The following is a 16,383-nucleotide window of genomic DNA, read 5'->3' as shown; positions in this document are numbered from 1 at the left end:
ATATTTTTACTCTGAATAAAGAAAGCGAAACAAAGTATGGCAAACGATCCAAGAAAACTGTTGGTCACTTGTGCACTACCGTACGCTAACGGCTCTATCCACTTAGGTCATATGCTTGAGCATATCCAAGCGGATATTTGGGTGCGCTACCAACGTCTACGTGGCAACGTAGTAAACTTCATTTGTGCTGATGATGCTCACGGCACACCAATCATGCTGAAAGCTCAGCAGATGGGGATCACGCCGGAAGAAATGATCGCAGCAGTTAGCGAAGAGCACCAAAAAGACTTCGCTGGCTTTGATATCAGTTTCGATAACTACCACAGCACGCACTCAGATGAGAACCGCGAGTTGGCATCTCACATCTACCTTGAGCTGAAAAAGAATGGCTTCATTTCTAGCCGTACTATTTCTCAGCTGTTTGACCCAGAAAAAGAGATGTTCCTACCAGATCGCTTCGTTAAAGGTACTTGCCCGAAATGTAAGTCTGAAGATCAATACGGCGACAACTGTGACAACTGTGGTGAAACCTACAGCCCAACTGAACTGATTAATCCTAAATCAGCAGTATCTGGCGCGACGCCTGTAATGAAAGACTCTGAGCACTTCTTCTTCGACCTGCCTCAGTTTGAAAGCATGCTAAAAGAGTGGACTCGCTCTGGCTCGCTTCAATCAGAAACAGCGAACAAGATGCAAGAGTGGTTCGAGTCAGGTCTGCAGCAGTGGGATATCTCTCGCGATGCGCCTTACTTCGGTTTCGAAATCCCAGGCGAAAAGAACAAGTTCTTCTACGTTTGGCTAGATGCCCCTGTTGGCTACATGGCGTCATTCAAAAACCTGTGTGGCAAGCGTGACGATCTCGATTTCGACGAGTACTGGAAAAAAGACAGCTCGACTGAGCTTTACCACTTCATCGGTAAAGACATTGTTTACTTCCACAGCCTATTCTGGCCAGCAATGCTAGAAGGCAGCGGCTTCCGTAAGCCAAACAACGTATTCGTTCACGGCTACGTAACAGTAAACGGCGCGAAGATGTCTAAATCGAAAGGCACTTTCATCAAAGCGGCAACGTACCTTAACCACCTAGATCCTGAGTGTCTACGTTACTACTACGCTGCGAAGCTAAACAGCCGTATCGACGATCTAGACCTTAACCTTGAAGACTTCACGCAACGTGTTAACGCTGACGTCGTCAACAAGATTGTGAACCTAGCATCTCGTAACGCTGGTTTCATCAGCAAACGTTTCGAAGGCAAGCTTTCTGACAACTTTGCAGAGCCTGAGCTATACAACGAATTCGTTGCAGCCGCTGACCGCATCGCAGAGCTGTACGAGTCTCGTGAGTTTGGTCGTGCAATCCGTGAAATCACGGCACTGGCTGACAAAGCGAACCAGTACGTTGACGAGAAAGCACCTTGGGTTGTTGCTAAAGAAGAAGGCAAAGACCAAGAGCTTCAAGACATCTGCTCTGTGGGTATCAACCTGTTCCGCGTTCTGATGACTTACCTGAAGCCGGTTATGCCAGCTTTGGCTGCGCGTACAGAAGCATTCCTAAACGAAACGCTAACTTGGGAAGGTATTGCCGCGCCACTGACGGGTCATGAGATCACTAAGTTCAAGGCGCTGTTTAACCGTATCGATCCTAAGAAAGTGGAAGCGATGATCGAAGCTTCTAAAGAAGATGCAGCAGCAGAAGTCGCGGCGAAAGAAAAAGCGGAAGCAGAGAAGAACAAAGCAAGCCAAACTGAGCTTGATAAAGATCCTATCGCTGATGAGATCGAGTTTGACGACTTTGCCAAAGTAGACATGCGCATTGCTCGCATCATTTCTTGTGAAGAAGTGCCAAAAGCGAACAAGCTACTTAAGTTCCAGCTAGACATCGGTGGCGAAACTCGCCAAGTGTTCTCTGGTATTAAGTCGGCATACAAACCTGAAGAGCTAGAAGGTAAGCTGACCGTTATGGTAGCAAACCTCAAGCCTCGTAAGATGAAGTTTGGTATGTCTGAAGGCATGATCCTAGCCGCAGGCCCTGGTGGCAGCGACCTATGGATCCTTGAGCCACATGACGGTGCTCAGCCAGGCATGCGTGTGATGTAACACGCTAATATCGTTAGACTAAAGCCAGCATTCTTGCTGGCTTTTTTTGTGATTTAATTCACAAATAATGTGCAATTGCACCAAAACATCGCACCATCCTCTACCAAAAAAGTATTAAGTTACTGTTTTATATAAAAATTCCATATTGGCATTCCCTTTGCTCTATGTCTCTTGAAGACATTAGACGACGTAAAGGAGGTCGTTATGTTTGTGTTGATATCTCTAGTCTTATCTATTGCTATTTTGGCTGCCATTTATCATTACGCCAAAATCACCGAAGCTAAAATAGAACGAAAATACCAATTGGTTGTACAGCTTCGCGATCTGATCACCTTGATTCGCCAGCACCGCACCGCCACTCACTATCAATTGATGTTTGATCAGAAAAAGGGAAAGCAGCTCGAAAAAATTGAATCCGCCATGGAAGAATGCTGCATTCGGCTTATTAATATCGCTCACTTTGATAACAAGCCGCTGTATCGCGTGCTGCACAGCAACGTCAAATTGCTTTCTCGTTCTTGGAAAAAGCACAGCGTCAGCAAAAACCAGATTGTGCACGGCAAGCTGATCCGTCAAACCTTGTTCCTGGTCGATGAAATATTTGTCGCCTGGCTAATGGACGTTGAGCGCGAAGAGCTGGATCAAGAGTATCGCAATGTTTGGCAAGGCGTTATTGACTCTCTCGACTGTCTAACTCAGCTACGTATTTGCATCGATGGCGCGGATTCTGAGCTTGGAAGACAGCGTATCCTTCACTACTGTAAACAAATGCACCGCAAAGTGAATCATCTCAGTCTCGTGGGACCACTTAGCGTACCCTCCCCCATGTACAGCACGACAGTAAGCAAAATAGAAGCCTTGATTGAAGAGCCAGATACAGCTCTGGATAAAGAGTTCCTATACCAACTAACGTCAGAGCTATCGGAACTGATTTTTTCTAGCTACGACGGTCTGGTGAATGAAATTGCGAGTGACCTCTATCAGCCAGTACCAAACATTATGACGGTCTAATTTTGTCATTTATTGTTCATAATCAATACGTAAGGTAACACGAATATAATCCAAGCCACTGCTCTGTCATTCAAACAAGTGAAGACAATGGCTTGGTTTAACAAGTTCGCAAGGAGGCGACGATGACATCTTCTTTAGGCAAAACATCCAACGCGGTTCGCCGCCTGTTCGCTATGTCACCGGAGGGTGGCGTGAGCCATGAATGCTATTACCAGAGATTGGCGGATCTGAGAAAGCTGATTGCGCAGCTCAGAATGCACCGAGAAGCAACCCACTATAGCTTGCTGTTTGGGCATAATAACCAAAGACAGCAGACTAGTGCGCGTACCCAATTGCAGCAACTACTCACCAGTCCAGCCTTAAATCGACTAGATGGGTTTGCCGATATTAAAGCTTGCGTGAGCGAACAGCTAAGTCATTGGCAGCAGCAAAGTGTTCGCGACAATCAGTTGGTACATAGCCAATTAATCAGGGATGCATTAATTTTGGTTCAAAGCACCATCTCTATTTGGGCGAAAGCGGATGGTCAGACGCACCTATTACCGACACAACGAAAAAGCTGGCAGGCAATAGTGCCCTACATGGACACACTGACCACATTAAGACTGCACATTGAAACCCTTGAAAAACAAGATAGCCAGCATGAAATCCGCAGCCTCATTCGTCAATTAAGTCATCAATTGTCTGCACTGCACATCAGCCAAGATTTGAGCTTACAGCAGCACCTGCATGAAGACCTGCTTGAGCGCATTGCCGATGTTGACGCCGATGACTCTGCTGGTGAGTCGAAACAGCGCTTGTATCGCATTACGTCCCAGCTATCAGAGCTGATTTTTCACTGCTACGACCGTTCGGTCACGACAGTGGCGCAGTCTATTTACTCGACACTGCCGAAAATTGCGGTGGCATAAAAAAACCGCCCATCGGCGGTTTTCTCTATGTGTTATCAACCTCTATTAGCTGTCGTCTTCTGTAAAGTTGCTCGGCAGTGTGGTCTTCATCTGGGTCCAGATTTGGCCACTTTCCATACCGTATTGACGAATAGCGTTAGGCAGTCGGTCACGATCACCCGTGCGACATACCTCTAGCAGCTCTTTGTAGAAGTTAAGTGCCAAAGTACGTGCTTCTGGGTTTGAGAAGTAGTAAGAACCGACACGGTCATACAGTTTCTTCAGACCATTGAAGATCAAACCGTAGATTTGGTTTCCAGAGTGGAATGCCAAACGCTGGAACAACGAGTAGTCGTAGAAATTAAAGGTTTGAGCGATCAGCGATGCTTGGCGCGCCGCTTCGTCTTTATCGCCATCGTCTTTAACGTGTGCCTTGAGTTTATCGGCATACGGTGATGATTCAATGAACGCGTCCCAAGACTCTGCATTTAGCAAGCTTTCACACGATTCGATAATGCCTTCGATAGTACGTTCAGCATTTTCTTTATTCGCTTTGAATGCGTAACGCATGAAAATCGGACTGATATTAGTACGAGCAGCGAGCAAGTCTTCAACGATTGATGTTGCGTTATCCGCATCCAACGTCATCAGCGTATCCAAAATATGTAGGCCAGAGGTCTCCATAAATTGGTTTACTTTGGTCGGTTTACCATGTTGGATAGTTAACCAGCCATCACGCGCAAGTCGCTGCAACACTTCTCGTAGCGTAGTTCGTGTGACCCCAATGAGTTCTGACAGCTCTCGCTCAGCCGGGAGAATTGAGCCTGGAGGAAAACGGCCATTCCAGATACTCTCAATAATATACTTTTCAGCGAACCCTGCTGGGCTCTTCGCCTTTATTACCATTATGGGGTGTTTCCAATCTATTGTATTTATCGTTACATGAAACTCATCATACCACTACTTCAAGATTTTGGTAAACCTACACTACTTATCAATGTAACAATAGCAAGATGGAGTAATTACTCTATTTTAACATTTACGCGACTATAATCATTAATGGGTATGAAGCATGAATACCACCCAATTATTTACCTTTCATTAATATCCCAAGCTACTGAATCACATACAAAACACCAGTAACATTCACAAGAATAATTAATAAGATATTTCCGAGTCTTTGGTAAGAATAAGCCTAAAAAACATACTTTTTTGACGGTTGTGATTGGCATATCATCGTTACGCAGTGTTTCATCCAGAACACTGTCAACAAAGAAAAAAATCAACTATTGATCGCGGCTATGCTTGGCTTATTTCGTATAGATCGCGTTTTTGGCAAAAAATACCTTTTTCCTTTTTTGAGAACGGTGTTTTTTGTTGACTAAATCTTACCGAGGAGTATCGTTGCGGGCGAAGCAAGGAGTGCTTAGCAGCTGAGGGACTTGGCAAGTGAACAGTATCCCCACTCCATGTGTGTGGTGTGTAATTTTTGTTCGTTTTCTAAGTTTTTTAAGTCTGCCGATTTATTTGGAAGCCCACTCAAATACTCTTCGTACCCTTTGCTACTGTCGATTAATAACAACATAAGAGTATTACTATGCCGATGTCTCTTGGAAATGCGTTTATCAAGAACTTTCTTGGTAAAGCACCCGATTGGTATAAACTAGCCATCATCTCGTTCCTAATTATCAACCCTATTGTTTTCTTCCTCGTTGACCCGTTTGTTGCAGGTTGGCTACTTGTGGTGGAATTCATCTTCACCCTAGCTATGGCACTTAAGTGCTACCCGCTACAACCTGGTGGCCTTCTCGCCATTGAAGCGGTTGCGATGGGAATGACTAGCCCAGACATGGTTATGCATGAGCTTATCAACAACATTGAAGTGTTGTTGCTTCTAGTGTTCATGGTTGCCGGTATCTACTTTATGAAGCAGCTTCTGCTGTTTATCTTTACTAAGATACTGCTTGGCATTCGCTCAAAAGCGGTGCTCTCTCTGGCCTTCTGTTTTGCAGCAGCATTCCTATCCGCATTCCTAGATGCACTAACGGTTATTGCCGTGGTTATCAGCGTATCGGTTGGTTTCTACTCTATCTACCACAAAGTGGCATCAGGCAAGACCTACGGTTCATCTCACGACCACACTCATGACGGTGAAATCACCGATCTTACTCGTGACGACTTAGAAGATTACCGTGCATTCCTACGTTCACTCTTGATGCACGCAGGTGTCGGTACGGCGCTAGGTGGCGTAATGACTATGGTTGGTGAGCCTCAAAACCTGATTATCGCAGGCCAAGCGGGTTGGGAGTTTGGTGAGTTCATTATTCGTATGTTGCCAGTAACGGGCCCTGTTCTTGTCTGTGGCCTAGCAACCTGTTTTCTTGTTGAGAAAATGGGGGTATTTGGCTACGGTGCAAAACTGCCCGAAAACGTTCGCAACATCCTAATTGAGTTCGACCGTGAAGAGCGTAAATCACGCACTAAGCAAGATATCGCGAAACTTTGGATCCAAGGCGCGATTGCAGTTTGGCTGATTGTCGCTTTGGCAATGCACCTTGCAGCGGTTGGTCTAATTGGTCTATCCGTTATCGTTCTAGCAACGGCATTCACAGGTGTTATCGAAGAACACTCAATGGGTAAAGCGTTTGAAGAAGCGCTGCCATTTACTGCCCTGCTTGCCGTATTCTTCTCGATCGTTGCTGTGATTGTCGACCAAGGTCTATTTAAACCAATCATTGATGCGGTACTACACATTGAAGACAAAGGCACTCAGCTTGCCCTGTTCTATGTGGCAAACGGTCTGCTATCGATGGTATCGGATAACGTATTCGTTGGTACGGTATACATCAATGAAGTGAAAACAGCATTGATTGAAGGCGTGATCACTCGTGACCAATTCGACCTTCTGGGTGTGGCTATCAATACTGGTACTAACCTACCATCAGTAGCAACGCCAAATGGTCAAGCGGCGTTCCTATTCCTACTGACTTCAGCATTGGCACCGCTTATCCGCCTTTCTTACGGTCGCATGGTTATCATGGCACTGCCATACACCATCGTACTGTCAATTGTAGGTCTACTTGGCATCATCTACTTGGTTGAGCCTATGACTGCATGGTTCTATGAAGCGGGTTGGATTGTCGAGCACACTGGTGCCGTAGTTGAGAGCGCTATCTCATCTGGACACTAATTTTTAGTTGATTGTGAAACTATTCCACGTTAAAAAGCTCTGAGTATTCAGAGCTTTTTTTATTTATCAAGGACGTGACAGTGACACTTCTAGCCAACATTAAAGCATTTTCACAGACAAGACTGTCTTGGGGATTGCTGCTTCTAGCGATTATCTTCTTCGAACTCTGCGCCCTTTTCTTCCAGCATGTCATGCAGTTGGCACCTTGTGTTATGTGTATCTATGAACGGGTTGCGATGTTTGGCATCAGCGGAGCAGCATTAATTGGCCTGATTAATCCTCAGAACACCTTGTTGAGATGGCTTGGTTTAGGCACTTGGGGTGCTTCTTCCATCAAAGGTCTCACACTCTCACTTGAGCATGTAGACTATCAGTTCAACCCTTCCCCATTTAAGACCTGTGATTTGTTTGTTACTTTCCCGGATTGGGCACCGCTGAACGAGTGGGCACCGTGGCTGTTTGAAGCCTATGGAGATTGTTCGAAAGTGGTATGGCAGTTCTTGTCGCTATCCATGCCTCAATGGCTGGTGATCATTTTTGCGGGTAACTTGGTGGCGTTGGCTATTGTGGTGATTTCACAAGGTGCGAAGGTATCATCAGCGCGTACGCGTGGATTTGAATAGAATATAGGCTTAACGTTTACCTCTTCCAAAGTCCGTTAGAAGAGGTAAACGCATCCTGTCATTATTTGCCGCAGCACTTCTTAAACTTGTTGCCACTACCACAAGGGCAAGCATCATTACGCCCTACGTCTTTAAACGGGTTTAGCGTCTGCGATTGATGACCAATCATCATCTCATCTGCCGCCATCGCCACCTCATTCACCATCGCATCAAGTTGCGGCGCTAAATCTGCGTACGTTGGCAACTGTTCAAAGCCTGCTTCACGCATTTGAGCGTGGGTTTGTTCTTCATCCATCGCTAGCATCAGCGCCGTCAGTAGAGCTTGAAGCATGCGTTCAGTACCGTCAGATAGAGCCTTGCCTTGCCATTGAACCTCTACGACCGGCCAAACCGTCATGAAACCTTCTGCAAAGTCTGCCGCTCGCTCTTGGTTATCATCAAGCAAAGCCAGCAATGCGTATTGATTGGTTTTAAGAAGTGCATATTGAGCATGTAGGTGCTCAACGACCCAAGTTTCTTGCTCTGATGTGAATTCGCCGATTACTGAAGATAACCAAGCCTCTGGTTTTAGCGGCTCAGCCGCAAAGTTAGCCGCTAGGATTGCGCCTTCAATAAACGCGCTAGATTCGCCTGTCCAGTCGACAGGAAGCTCAATGAATTTCATTTGTTCATTACACCAATCAAAATTTGTCGCAAGTATATTTACCTCGCCCTAGAAACACAATGGTCGATTCTTTGTTCTATAACGGGTAGAATCCCCGCTCCCTGACTATGATGAGAACTGGTATGCGTGTTGTTTTGGGCCCAATGGAGGGTGTGTTAGATCATTTAATGCGAGAAATTCTTACTGAGATCAACGACTACGATCTTTGTGTCACTGAATTTGTTCGCGTTGTTGACCAAGCTTTGCCTGATCACGTGTTCTATCGCCTATGTCCTGAACTGGCTCAGGGTTCAATGACCAAGTCCGGCACTCCCGTTCATATTCAGCTTCTTGGCCAAGATCCCCGTTGGATGGCAGAAAACGCTGTTAAGGCAGCGTCCCTTGGCGCGAAAGGGATTGACTTAAACTTTGGCTGTCCAGCCAAATTGGTCAACAAGAGCAAAGGTGGCGCGGCGCTACTGCAACACCCAGAGCTCATCCATAATGTGGTTAAAGCCTGTCGCGAAGCTGTAGACCCTTCTATTCCCGTTACGGCTAAGATTCGTTTGGGCTGGGAAAACCCAGACGACTGCTTTGAAATTGTCGATGCGATTGAGCAAGCGGGCGCTAATGAGCTCACGGTGCACGCGCGCACCAAAACTGGCGGTTATAAAGCTAGCGAGATCAAGTGGGAATACATCAATGCGATTCGCAGCAAAACCAACTTGCCTCTGATCGCGAATGGTGAGATTTGGAACTACGCCGATGGCCAGCGCTGCATTGACACCACGGGCGTGGATTCTTTGATGGTGTGCCGCGGCGCGTTCAACGTGCCAAACCTCGGTAACGTGGTCAAACACAACCATACGGTAATGCCTTGGCATGAAGTGGTTGAGCTGCTTTTGGTCTATTCAACCTATGAAATCAAAGGCGATAAAGGACTCTACTATCCAAACCGCGTGAAGCAGTGGTTCTCGTATCTTCGTCAGCAATATCCGCAAGCCGCTGAGCTATTTCGTGAGATCCGCACCTTTAACAAAGCGGCACCGATTGTCGAACATATCCAGCAGTACCGCGACAAGATGCTCGCCACCTTGCCGCAGTAATACTCGTTAGCAAGTCAGCAGCAGAGAGCCCTCTGCTGCGATATTGACGTCTAAAGTACCGTTAAGCGATTCAGATTTGCTGCCCGTCAGTGCACATTCAAAACTGACACGTTCAAGCCCTAGTTTCCAAACCGGCAGTGAAATCTGCACAACGTCAGCCCCTAGGTTAAAGCCACTAATCACCACTTCATCGTCTAGTTGACGTGCAAACACCAAGCTAAACTCATCAACATGAAGCGGAACAAAACTGCCTCGCTGCAAGGCTTTTGAAGCTCTACGAAGCGAAATCAATTGCTTGCAGTACGGTAGCCACGAACTTGTCTCAACTCGCTCCCACGGGAAGCAGCGACGATTATCGGGATCATGTGTCCCCTCAAGCCCTACTTCCACACCGTAGTACAGGCACGGAGTGCCAACATAGGTCATTAGAAGCTGTAAAGCGATGGCAAGACGATTCTCATTGCCAGCCAACGTGGTGATAAAGCGTTCGGTGTCGTGACTATCGAGTTGGTTTAACTGAGATAGCTGATTGCTCCATGGCACCTTAGCACTCGCCTCTTGAAGCCAGTTTAAAAACTCGTGGCAGTCAATCTCGATAGGGTCGAACGCAATGTCTTTGCTCGCGAGAAGCGCGCGTAATGGATGAGCAAAACCATAGTAGTTCATGGCACCATCTTCTTGGTCACCTTGCAGCCACTGGGTCGCCTCAAAGAAGTGCTCACCCAGCATGTAAGAGTCAGGATTCACCGACTTCATCGACTCGCGAAACGCTCTAACATAATGGGCGTTATTGGCCGCACCTTCGCCTTCCCCCAGCATATGAATCACATCAAAACGCCAGCCGTCGATGTTATAAGGTGGTTTTAACCAATGTTTGATCACCGAATCTTCACTGCGATAGATATGATCGCGCACTTCCTCATTGTGGAAGTTAAGAACCGGTAACGTATCTATCCCTTTCCAGCCGACATACTGTTTAGAGTCACCATTAAAGAAGTAGTAGTCCCGGTAGGGACTGTCTGCAGAGGTGTAAGCACCGTTACTCTCCTCTAACACGTCAAACCATGGATGAGAGACAGAGGTGTGATTGAGCACGGCATCAAGCACCACTTTCATACCTCTTCGATGCAGGTTGTCGGCGAGGTCTGCAAATTGTTGATTGGTGCCAAATTTTGGATCGATGGAATAGTAGTCCACAGTGTCATACTTGTGATTACTGTAAGAGGTAAAAATCGGGTTGAGATACAGCGTCGTGATACCAAGATCTTGCAGATAATCCAGCTTTGATTCGATACCAGCAAGGTCACCGCCATAAAACTCAACCGCCCCAGAGTTACCATGATTACCCACTGGCTCTCCCCACTGCTTTTTCACAGACTCACGATTGCGATTTGGGTATTGGTACTCGCCTGTCTCAACGCCAATGCTAGGGTCTCCATTACAGAAACGATCAGGGAAGATCTGATAGAACACTTGCTCGGCTACCCAACTTGGTGGCTGGTCTGCGCGATTATACTTAAAATGATACTCTCGCCCTGGCATGCGGCGGTGAGTGCCGCGCGCATCAAGCCAATATTGCCCTGTAGCCGTCAACGCTTTGAACACATAATAGGTGACATCTTTGTCCGCACTGAGTGGTAATGTTGCCTGCCAAATATCAAGCATGCCTTTGGTACCAACCTTACTAAGCGCGATTAGATACTCTTCATTGTCCGGCTCGTGGCGAAGCTGAATCGATTCAAATTTGTCTTGCTCAGAAAATAGGCGAATGGTGAGCTTATCGCCTTCTCGCACTACCCCATCTTGGGTTTGTGAATGATATAAAAGTGGCTGGTTCATTATGATTCTTCTGTTATAGGGAACGAGGAAGGATCATTGTAGAAGAATCGGATGCAGAAAAAATCCCCCTTCAAATTGAAGAGGGATCACAGATTGTAGGCTTAGTTGGGGAGGTTGAGACCTAAGTCATGGTGACGGTTAGCTAAGTAACAAGCTGTCGTCAGCAAGCTCTTCGCCACGTACTTTTGAGAACATCTCCAGTAAGTCTGGTACTTGCATGTTGGCACGCTGCTCGCCTGCAACATCAAGCACAATTTCTCCTTGGTGCAACATCACCGTTCGGTCACCACAAGCCAGTGCATCTTTCATTGAGTGGGTTACCATCATGACCGTGAGATTGAACTCCTGAATAACCTTTTTGGTGAGATCAATAACGAACGCCGCCATGCGTGGATCGAGTGCTGCAGTGTGTTCATCCAGTAGCAGCAGTTTACTGTCTGACAGAGTTGCCATAACTAGGCTTACCGCCTGACGCTGACCACCAGATAGCAAACCAATGTTGTCCCCGAGCCTATCCTCAAGTCCAAGTCCAAGGATGCTGATGCGTTCTTGGAACAGCTTGCGACGTTTACTCGATAGCGACAAGCTCCAGCCACGCTTTTTACCACGCATATAGGCCAGTGCCATGTTCTCTTCGATAGAGAGATCGCCACAGGTCCCTGCTAACGGGTCTTGGAACACGCGTGCACATTGGTTAGCACGCTGATCCACGGTTTGGCGAGTCACATCCATATCATCGATCAGAACACGTCCACCAACCATTGGCGTTTCACCGGTTACCGCACCTAGCAAGGTTGACTTACCGGCACCGTTAGAGCCAATCACCGTTAAAAACTGATGCTCAGGTACCTCTAAGTTCACCCCTTTCAATGCACGATTTTCCAAAATTGTCCCTGGGTTGAAGGTGACTTGAATATCTTCTAATCGAATCATGCTGTATTCCCCGTGTTGCCTGATTGAGAGACCGCTTTACTCTTAGCAGGCTTTACGACCTTTTTTGCTTTGAGGTTTCCTTTAATTTTTGGCGCAATTAGTGCTGCTGCCACCAGCACGGCGGTGACCAAGTTAAGATCAGACGCTTGCAAGCCGAACATACCTGTACTCAAGGCAAAGGCGACCGCCAAACGATACAACACCGAACCAACGATAACGGCAGTAACCGCCACCCAGATTTTACGACCCGGTATAAGGGTTTGACCCAGAATAACCGCAGCCAGACCTACCACGATGGTACCAACGCCAGATGTTACATCCGCGAAACTATTGGTTTGCGCGAAAAGCGCACCAGCAAAGCCAACAAACCCGTTTGAAAGTGCTAAACAGAAATAGGTATAGAACGACGTGCTTGCTCCTTGCGCTTTAACCATACGGGCATTGACACCTGTCGCGCGCAGACCCAAACCAAAATCACTATTGAGCAGTCGCACCACAAACCAAGCCGAAATCAATACCAATACGCCCACCACCAAAGGGCGAACATACATCGCGTCTCCCATCATTTCGAAAGGCGTCAGTATGGTGTCTTCACCAAGCAAGGCCATATTGGGCCGGCCCATAATGCGAATATTGATGGAGAACGCAGCGATCATCGTCAGGATGGATGCCAGCAAGTGAAGGATGCCACAGCGCACCGCAAGAAAAGCGGTTACCCATCCCGTTGCCGCGCCAGCCACAATGGCCATGCCTGTTGCCACCCAAGGGTTAATACCCGCAACAATCGCCGTAGCGGCTACAGCCGCGCCCATTGGGAAGCTGCCATCAACACTCAAATCAGGGAAATCGAGAACACGGAAGGTAAGATAGACACCCAGTGCGACCAGTCCATAAATAAGACCAATTTCAAGGGCACCAAAAAATGCAAAAGCAGACATAACTACTCCTCTGCTGCTTAACAAAAAAGCTGGATCCGAAGATCCAGCTTGCTCTAAAAACGAGTGTTACTTAACGCTTGTAGCGCGATCCATAACCGTTTTAGGGATCGTAAGACCCAGTTTTTTTGCTGCCGTAGCGTTGATCACCAAGTCAGAACCTTTCGCCACTTTGACGTCAATTTTGCCAGGATCTGTACCTTCAAGAATTTGCGCTACGTAATCAGCTGTTTGCACACCAATTTGGTAGTAGTCGAAACCAAGACTCGCAACCGCACCGCGCTCAACGTACGACGTTGCTGCGCCAAATACAGGTGTTTTCGCTTGGTTAGCCGAAACGATCATGCCTTCAATGGCACTCGCCACCGTGTTATCGATAAGTGCGTAGATGATGTCTGATTTCGCCGAAATGGCTTGAGTCGCTGTTTGTACATCAGCACTTTTTAGCGCTGTCGCTTCAACAAGCTCAATACCACGTTTGTCTGTGCTCTCTTTTAGCAGCTTCATTAGGCTCACTGCATTCGCTTCACCTGGGTTGTACACCACACCAATGCTCTTCACATTTGGCATGATCTCTTGGATAAGCTCTACGTGCTGATCGACAGGTGATAGATCCGACAGACCTGTGACGTTTTTGCCTGGCTGCTCAAGCTTTTTCACCAGTTTCGCACCCACAGGATCCGTTACTGCGGTAAATACCACTGGAATATCGCGCGTTGCAGAGACCAATGCTTGCGCTGTTGGTGTCGCAATGCCAACTAAAACGTCTGGGCGCTCACCGACATATTGACGTGCAATCTGTACTGCAATCGCTGGATTACCCTGCGCGGTTTTATAATCAAACTCGAGGTTTTTACCTTGCTCATAGCCTTTTTCTTTCAGGCCATCCACCAAACCTTGGCGTGTTGCATCAAGCGCTGGGTGCTCAACAATTTGCGATACCGCGACTTTAGCGGTTTTTGCCATGATGCTGGCAGAAGACAGCAACGCCACACCGGTTAATGCTGCAGTGACAATAATCTTGCTTGCTTTCATCTTAACTCCTTGACTAAGCAACCCTAAATAAGCAGACAAAGGCAACTCATTTAAGGGGAATGAGGGTGTAATATTTAATTTACACTTCGTGAATTATTTTTTGACTCGCTGTTACTTCTACCAGTAAGCCAACCAAATTGAAAGGTATTATTAACATTCGCATTAGATAAACGTGCTATCCGTGTGCTTTCGCAACCAACATTTAAACAAATGCGTACATACAGCGATACATGCGACTAATATTTACTCAAAAATCAGCGTAATCCATTTTTGACAAAAGTGAAGCATTGTGAATGCAATTCTGTGAAAGATGTCTATATTCATACAGATAGCGTAATCGTCAATTAGTTAGCCACATCCAATCGCGAGGGAACTTCTAGCATGCGTCCATTACTTCTTTTACCACTGCTTTTCCTATTGGCAATGCCCTCGCTAGCCCGTGAGTTTGAAGGCAGTCAGCTAGAAAAAGTGACCACTGTGAAAGGAGTGCCATGGTCAATTCTGACCGTGGATGACACCAAGTTGTTAGTAACATTAAGAGAAGGCAAAATGCTGCTTGTCGATACTAAAAGTGGCAAACAGACGTCGATAAGTGGGCTACCTGCGATTTATGCGTCTGGCCAAGGTGGCCTAATGGACATTCATCCAAGCCCATCTGAAGACGACGTTTATTACTTCACCTACGCGAAACCAATAGGTAAAGGGGGAGCAACCTCCCTTGCGAAAGCGACCTTAAATGGCAACAAGCTCACAGACTGGCAAGATCTCTTCACCAGTAATGTTTCCGTTACCTCTGGTCGCCACTTTGGAAGCCGAATTGCTTTTGATGATGAAGGTTTGGTCTATATGACCATCGGTGATGCCGGTGACAGGGATAATGCTCAGCAGACCGACAACCACGCCGGGACCATCGTTCGCCTCAATCAAGATGGTACGATTCCAAAAGACAACCCATTTGTCGACAAACCTAATTTTGCTCCTGAAATCTACTCCTATGGCCACCGTAATCCTCAAGGGTTGGTGTTTGATAGCAAACGATCTCAATTGTGGACGATAGAGCACGGTCCAAGAGGCGGCGATGAGCTCAACTTGGTCAAAGCGGGGCTTAATTATGGATGGCCTATCACCTCTCACGGTAAAGAGTATTGGGGGCCAATCAATGCCGGAGAGGCACAAGAGAAAGAAGGCATTGAATCACCCAGAAAAGTGTACATTCCTTCTATTGCACCCGGGTCACTGCATCTGTACGAGGGTGAGGAATTTCCAAGGCTCAATGGTGCCTTGTTAATCGGAGCACTCAAACTCACTCATATCAACATTCTAGATATCAACGAAGCTGGTCAAGTACTCGAAGAAAGGCGTTATTACGAAGAGCTCGGTGAGCGAGTACGTGATGTGACCACCGATTCAGCTGGTCACGTCTGGTTTAGCACCGATAGTGGTGCGATTTATAAGATTAGCCGCAAGTTCAACTAGCGCCAACAACTCATTAACACTCACCTCAAGACAGTTACAATTGCATGGCCCGGAGACTAAAACGAACAAGCCCCGCTCACCGTTGAGCAGGGCTTGTGTTTAACTTTTGAACAAAGATGGGGTTAGAACCAGCGATCAAAGTCGCTTCTATCAAGCTGCCTGAATGCTCGGTTAAGCGTCATGGCAAGCTCTTTATATTTAGGCTTGGCTTTTACCGGCTCCATTGCGCCCCCTGACTCAATGATCTTTTGGTGCAGCTCTCGATACCAAGAGGCCAACGCTGGCGGCAATTGCGTGTTGTATCTGTTACCCAACCACCACATACCTTGCAATGGCATACTGATAGCAAACAATGCAATAACAATCGCTTGCGGCAGTGCATGAGCGTTATTAAACGCCATCTGTGTTAGCACACTAATGGCTGCGACCGCGGGCATCACCTTGATCCCAAAACGCGTCGCTTTAATGATGCGTTGCTCTGGAAACAGGGGCGTTAGCTCCTTGCGCATCGGCCAAAGTTCCATGTACTTTTGGCCATTTTTTAAACTCTGAGTCAGACTTGCTCTCTCGCTCATAGCTAACCTCACTAAAAAAAAGTTGAACTA

14 protein-coding genes are annotated in these 16,383 nt (G+C 46.9%); 7 read left to right on the top strand and 7 right to left on the bottom strand.

The genetic code is table 11. The features are described 5' to 3' along the window. Positions 1 to 36: 36 nt before the first annotated feature. From metG to AAA946_RS04785, 3 genes are all read left to right on the top strand, one after another. Entirely contained in the window at positions 37 to 2,097 is a 2,061-nt protein-coding gene (metG, locus tag AAA946_RS04795; RefSeq protein WP_338163835.1) for a methionine--tRNA ligase, read from the top strand. Between the two features lie 204 nt (positions 2,098 to 2,301). Further along, positions 2,302 to 3,108 (top strand): hypothetical protein, encoded by an 807-nt coding sequence (locus AAA946_RS04790; RefSeq protein ID WP_338163834.1) that lies wholly within the window; start codon positions 2,302 to 2,304, stop codon positions 3,106 to 3,108. Between the two features lie 122 nt (positions 3,109 to 3,230). Further along, on the top strand, positions 3,231 to 4,019 hold the full coding sequence (locus AAA946_RS04785; RefSeq protein WP_338163833.1) for a hypothetical protein: 789 nt from the start codon (positions 3,231 to 3,233) through the stop codon (positions 4,017 to 4,019). Between the two features lie 45 nt (positions 4,020 to 4,064). Here the strand turns inward: AAA946_RS04785 and fadR are convergent, their stop codons facing one another. Next, complete coding sequence (gene fadR, locus AAA946_RS04780) at positions 4,065 to 4,904, bottom strand: fatty acid metabolism transcriptional regulator FadR (RefSeq protein WP_338163832.1); 840 nt, start codon at positions 4,902 to 4,904, stop codon at positions 4,065 to 4,067. A gap of 691 nt (positions 4,905 to 5,595) precedes the next feature. On the opposite strand from fadR, the gene nhaB reads away from it, so the two are divergent. After that, positions 5,596 to 7,188, top strand: a complete 1,593-nt coding sequence (gene nhaB, locus AAA946_RS04775; protein ID WP_338163831.1) for a Na(+)/H(+) antiporter NhaB — start codon at positions 5,596 to 5,598, stop codon at positions 7,186 to 7,188. A gap of 80 nt (positions 7,189 to 7,268) precedes the next feature. Next, the gene (gene dsbB, locus AAA946_RS04770; RefSeq protein ID WP_338163830.1) at positions 7,269 to 7,811 is read left to right on the top strand and encodes a disulfide bond formation protein DsbB; all 543 of its coding nucleotides are present in this window, start codon (positions 7,269 to 7,271) and stop codon (positions 7,809 to 7,811) included. Positions 7,812 to 7,872: 61 nt separating this feature from the next. Here dsbB and AAA946_RS04765 read toward each other — a convergent pair whose 3' ends face one another. Continuing rightward, positions 7,873 to 8,475 carry a YecA/YgfB family protein gene (locus AAA946_RS04765; RefSeq protein ID WP_338163829.1) on the bottom strand — a complete coding sequence of 201 codons (603 nt, stop codon included), beginning with the start codon at positions 8,473 to 8,475 and terminating at the stop codon, positions 7,873 to 7,875. A 122-nt stretch (positions 8,476 to 8,597) separates the two neighbouring features. On the opposite strand from AAA946_RS04765, the gene dusC reads away from it, so the two are divergent. After that, entirely contained in the window at positions 8,598 to 9,560 is a 963-nt protein-coding gene (gene dusC / locus AAA946_RS04760) for a tRNA dihydrouridine(16) synthase DusC (protein ID WP_338163828.1), read from the top strand. Positions 9,561 to 9,566: 6 nt separating this feature from the next. On the opposite strand, the gene malZ is transcribed toward dusC, so the two are convergent. From malZ to AAA946_RS04740, 4 genes are all read right to left on the bottom strand, one after another. Then, positions 9,567 to 11,399 carry a maltodextrin glucosidase gene (gene malZ / locus AAA946_RS04755; RefSeq protein ID WP_338163827.1) on the bottom strand — a complete coding sequence of 611 codons (1,833 nt, stop codon included), beginning with the start codon at positions 11,397 to 11,399 and terminating at the stop codon, positions 9,567 to 9,569. Between the two features lie 138 nt (positions 11,400 to 11,537). Further along, a complete protein-coding gene (locus AAA946_RS04750) occupies positions 11,538 to 12,332 on the bottom strand; it encodes an ABC transporter ATP-binding protein (protein ID WP_338163826.1) in 795 nt (264 codons plus the stop codon). After that, the gene (locus AAA946_RS04745; RefSeq protein ID WP_338163825.1) at positions 12,329 to 13,270 is read right to left on the bottom strand and encodes an ABC transporter permease; all 942 of its coding nucleotides are present in this window, start codon (positions 13,268 to 13,270) and stop codon (positions 12,329 to 12,331) included. Before AAA946_RS04745 ends, AAA946_RS04750 begins: the two co-directional genes overlap by 4 nt. Before the next feature lie 66 nt (positions 13,271 to 13,336). Next, on the bottom strand, positions 13,337 to 14,302 hold the full coding sequence (locus AAA946_RS04740; protein ID WP_338163824.1) for an ABC transporter substrate-binding protein: 966 nt from the start codon (positions 14,300 to 14,302) through the stop codon (positions 13,337 to 13,339). 381 nt (positions 14,303 to 14,683) lie between these two features. Between AAA946_RS04740 and AAA946_RS04735 the strand changes: the two genes are divergently transcribed. Further along, positions 14,684 to 15,778 carry a PQQ-dependent sugar dehydrogenase gene (locus AAA946_RS04735; RefSeq protein WP_338163823.1) on the top strand — a complete coding sequence of 365 codons (1,095 nt, stop codon included), beginning with the start codon at positions 14,684 to 14,686 and terminating at the stop codon, positions 15,776 to 15,778. A 122-nt stretch (positions 15,779 to 15,900) separates the two neighbouring features. Here the strand turns inward: AAA946_RS04735 and yfbV are convergent, their stop codons facing one another. After that, positions 15,901 to 16,353: a terminus macrodomain insulation protein YfbV gene (gene yfbV, locus AAA946_RS04730; RefSeq protein ID WP_338163822.1), complete on the bottom strand. Its 453-nt coding sequence runs from the start codon at positions 16,351 to 16,353 to the stop codon at positions 15,901 to 15,903. Between the last annotated feature and the right edge of the window lie 30 nt (positions 16,354 to 16,383).

This window comes from Vibrio sp. 10N, from assembly GCF_036245475.1.
Classification (GTDB): Bacteria; Pseudomonadota; Gammaproteobacteria; order Enterobacterales; family Vibrionaceae; genus Vibrio.
Note: the sequence above shows the minus strand (reverse complement) of the source record. Positions and strands in the feature narration are given on the sequence as shown.

Excerpts from the sequence above, each read along its gene's own strand:
- metG (WP_338163835.1), top strand. The coding sequence starts at position 37 with ATGGCAAACGATCCAAGAAAACTGTTGGTCACTTGTGCACTACCGTAC.
- AAA946_RS04790 (WP_338163834.1), top strand. The coding sequence starts at position 2,302 with ATGTTTGTGTTGATATCTCTAGTCTTATCTATTGCTATTTTGGCTGCC.
- AAA946_RS04785 (WP_338163833.1), top strand. The coding sequence starts at position 3,231 with ATGACATCTTCTTTAGGCAAAACATCCAACGCGGTTCGCCGCCTGTTC.
- fadR (WP_338163832.1), bottom strand. The coding sequence starts at position 4,904 with ATGGTAATAAAGGCGAAGAGCCCAGCAGGGTTCGCTGAAAAGTATATT.
- nhaB (WP_338163831.1), top strand. The coding sequence starts at position 5,596 with ATGCCGATGTCTCTTGGAAATGCGTTTATCAAGAACTTTCTTGGTAAA.
- AAA946_RS04765 (WP_338163829.1), bottom strand. The coding sequence starts at position 8,475 with ATGAAATTCATTGAGCTTCCTGTCGACTGGACAGGCGAATCTAGCGCG.
- dusC (WP_338163828.1), top strand. The coding sequence starts at position 8,598 with ATGCGTGTTGTTTTGGGCCCAATGGAGGGTGTGTTAGATCATTTAATG.
- malZ (WP_338163827.1), bottom strand. The coding sequence starts at position 11,399 with ATGAACCAGCCACTTTTATATCATTCACAAACCCAAGATGGGGTAGTG.
- AAA946_RS04750 (WP_338163826.1), bottom strand. The coding sequence starts at position 12,332 with ATGATTCGATTAGAAGATATTCAAGTCACCTTCAACCCAGGGACAATT.
- AAA946_RS04745 (WP_338163825.1), bottom strand. The coding sequence starts at position 13,270 with ATGTCTGCTTTTGCATTTTTTGGTGCCCTTGAAATTGGTCTTATTTAT.
- AAA946_RS04740 (WP_338163824.1), bottom strand. The coding sequence starts at position 14,302 with ATGAAAGCAAGCAAGATTATTGTCACTGCAGCATTAACCGGTGTGGCG.
- AAA946_RS04735 (WP_338163823.1), top strand. The coding sequence starts at position 14,684 with ATGCGTCCATTACTTCTTTTACCACTGCTTTTCCTATTGGCAATGCCC.
- yfbV (WP_338163822.1), bottom strand. The coding sequence starts at position 16,353 with ATGAGCGAGAGAGCAAGTCTGACTCAGAGTTTAAAAAATGGCCAAAAG.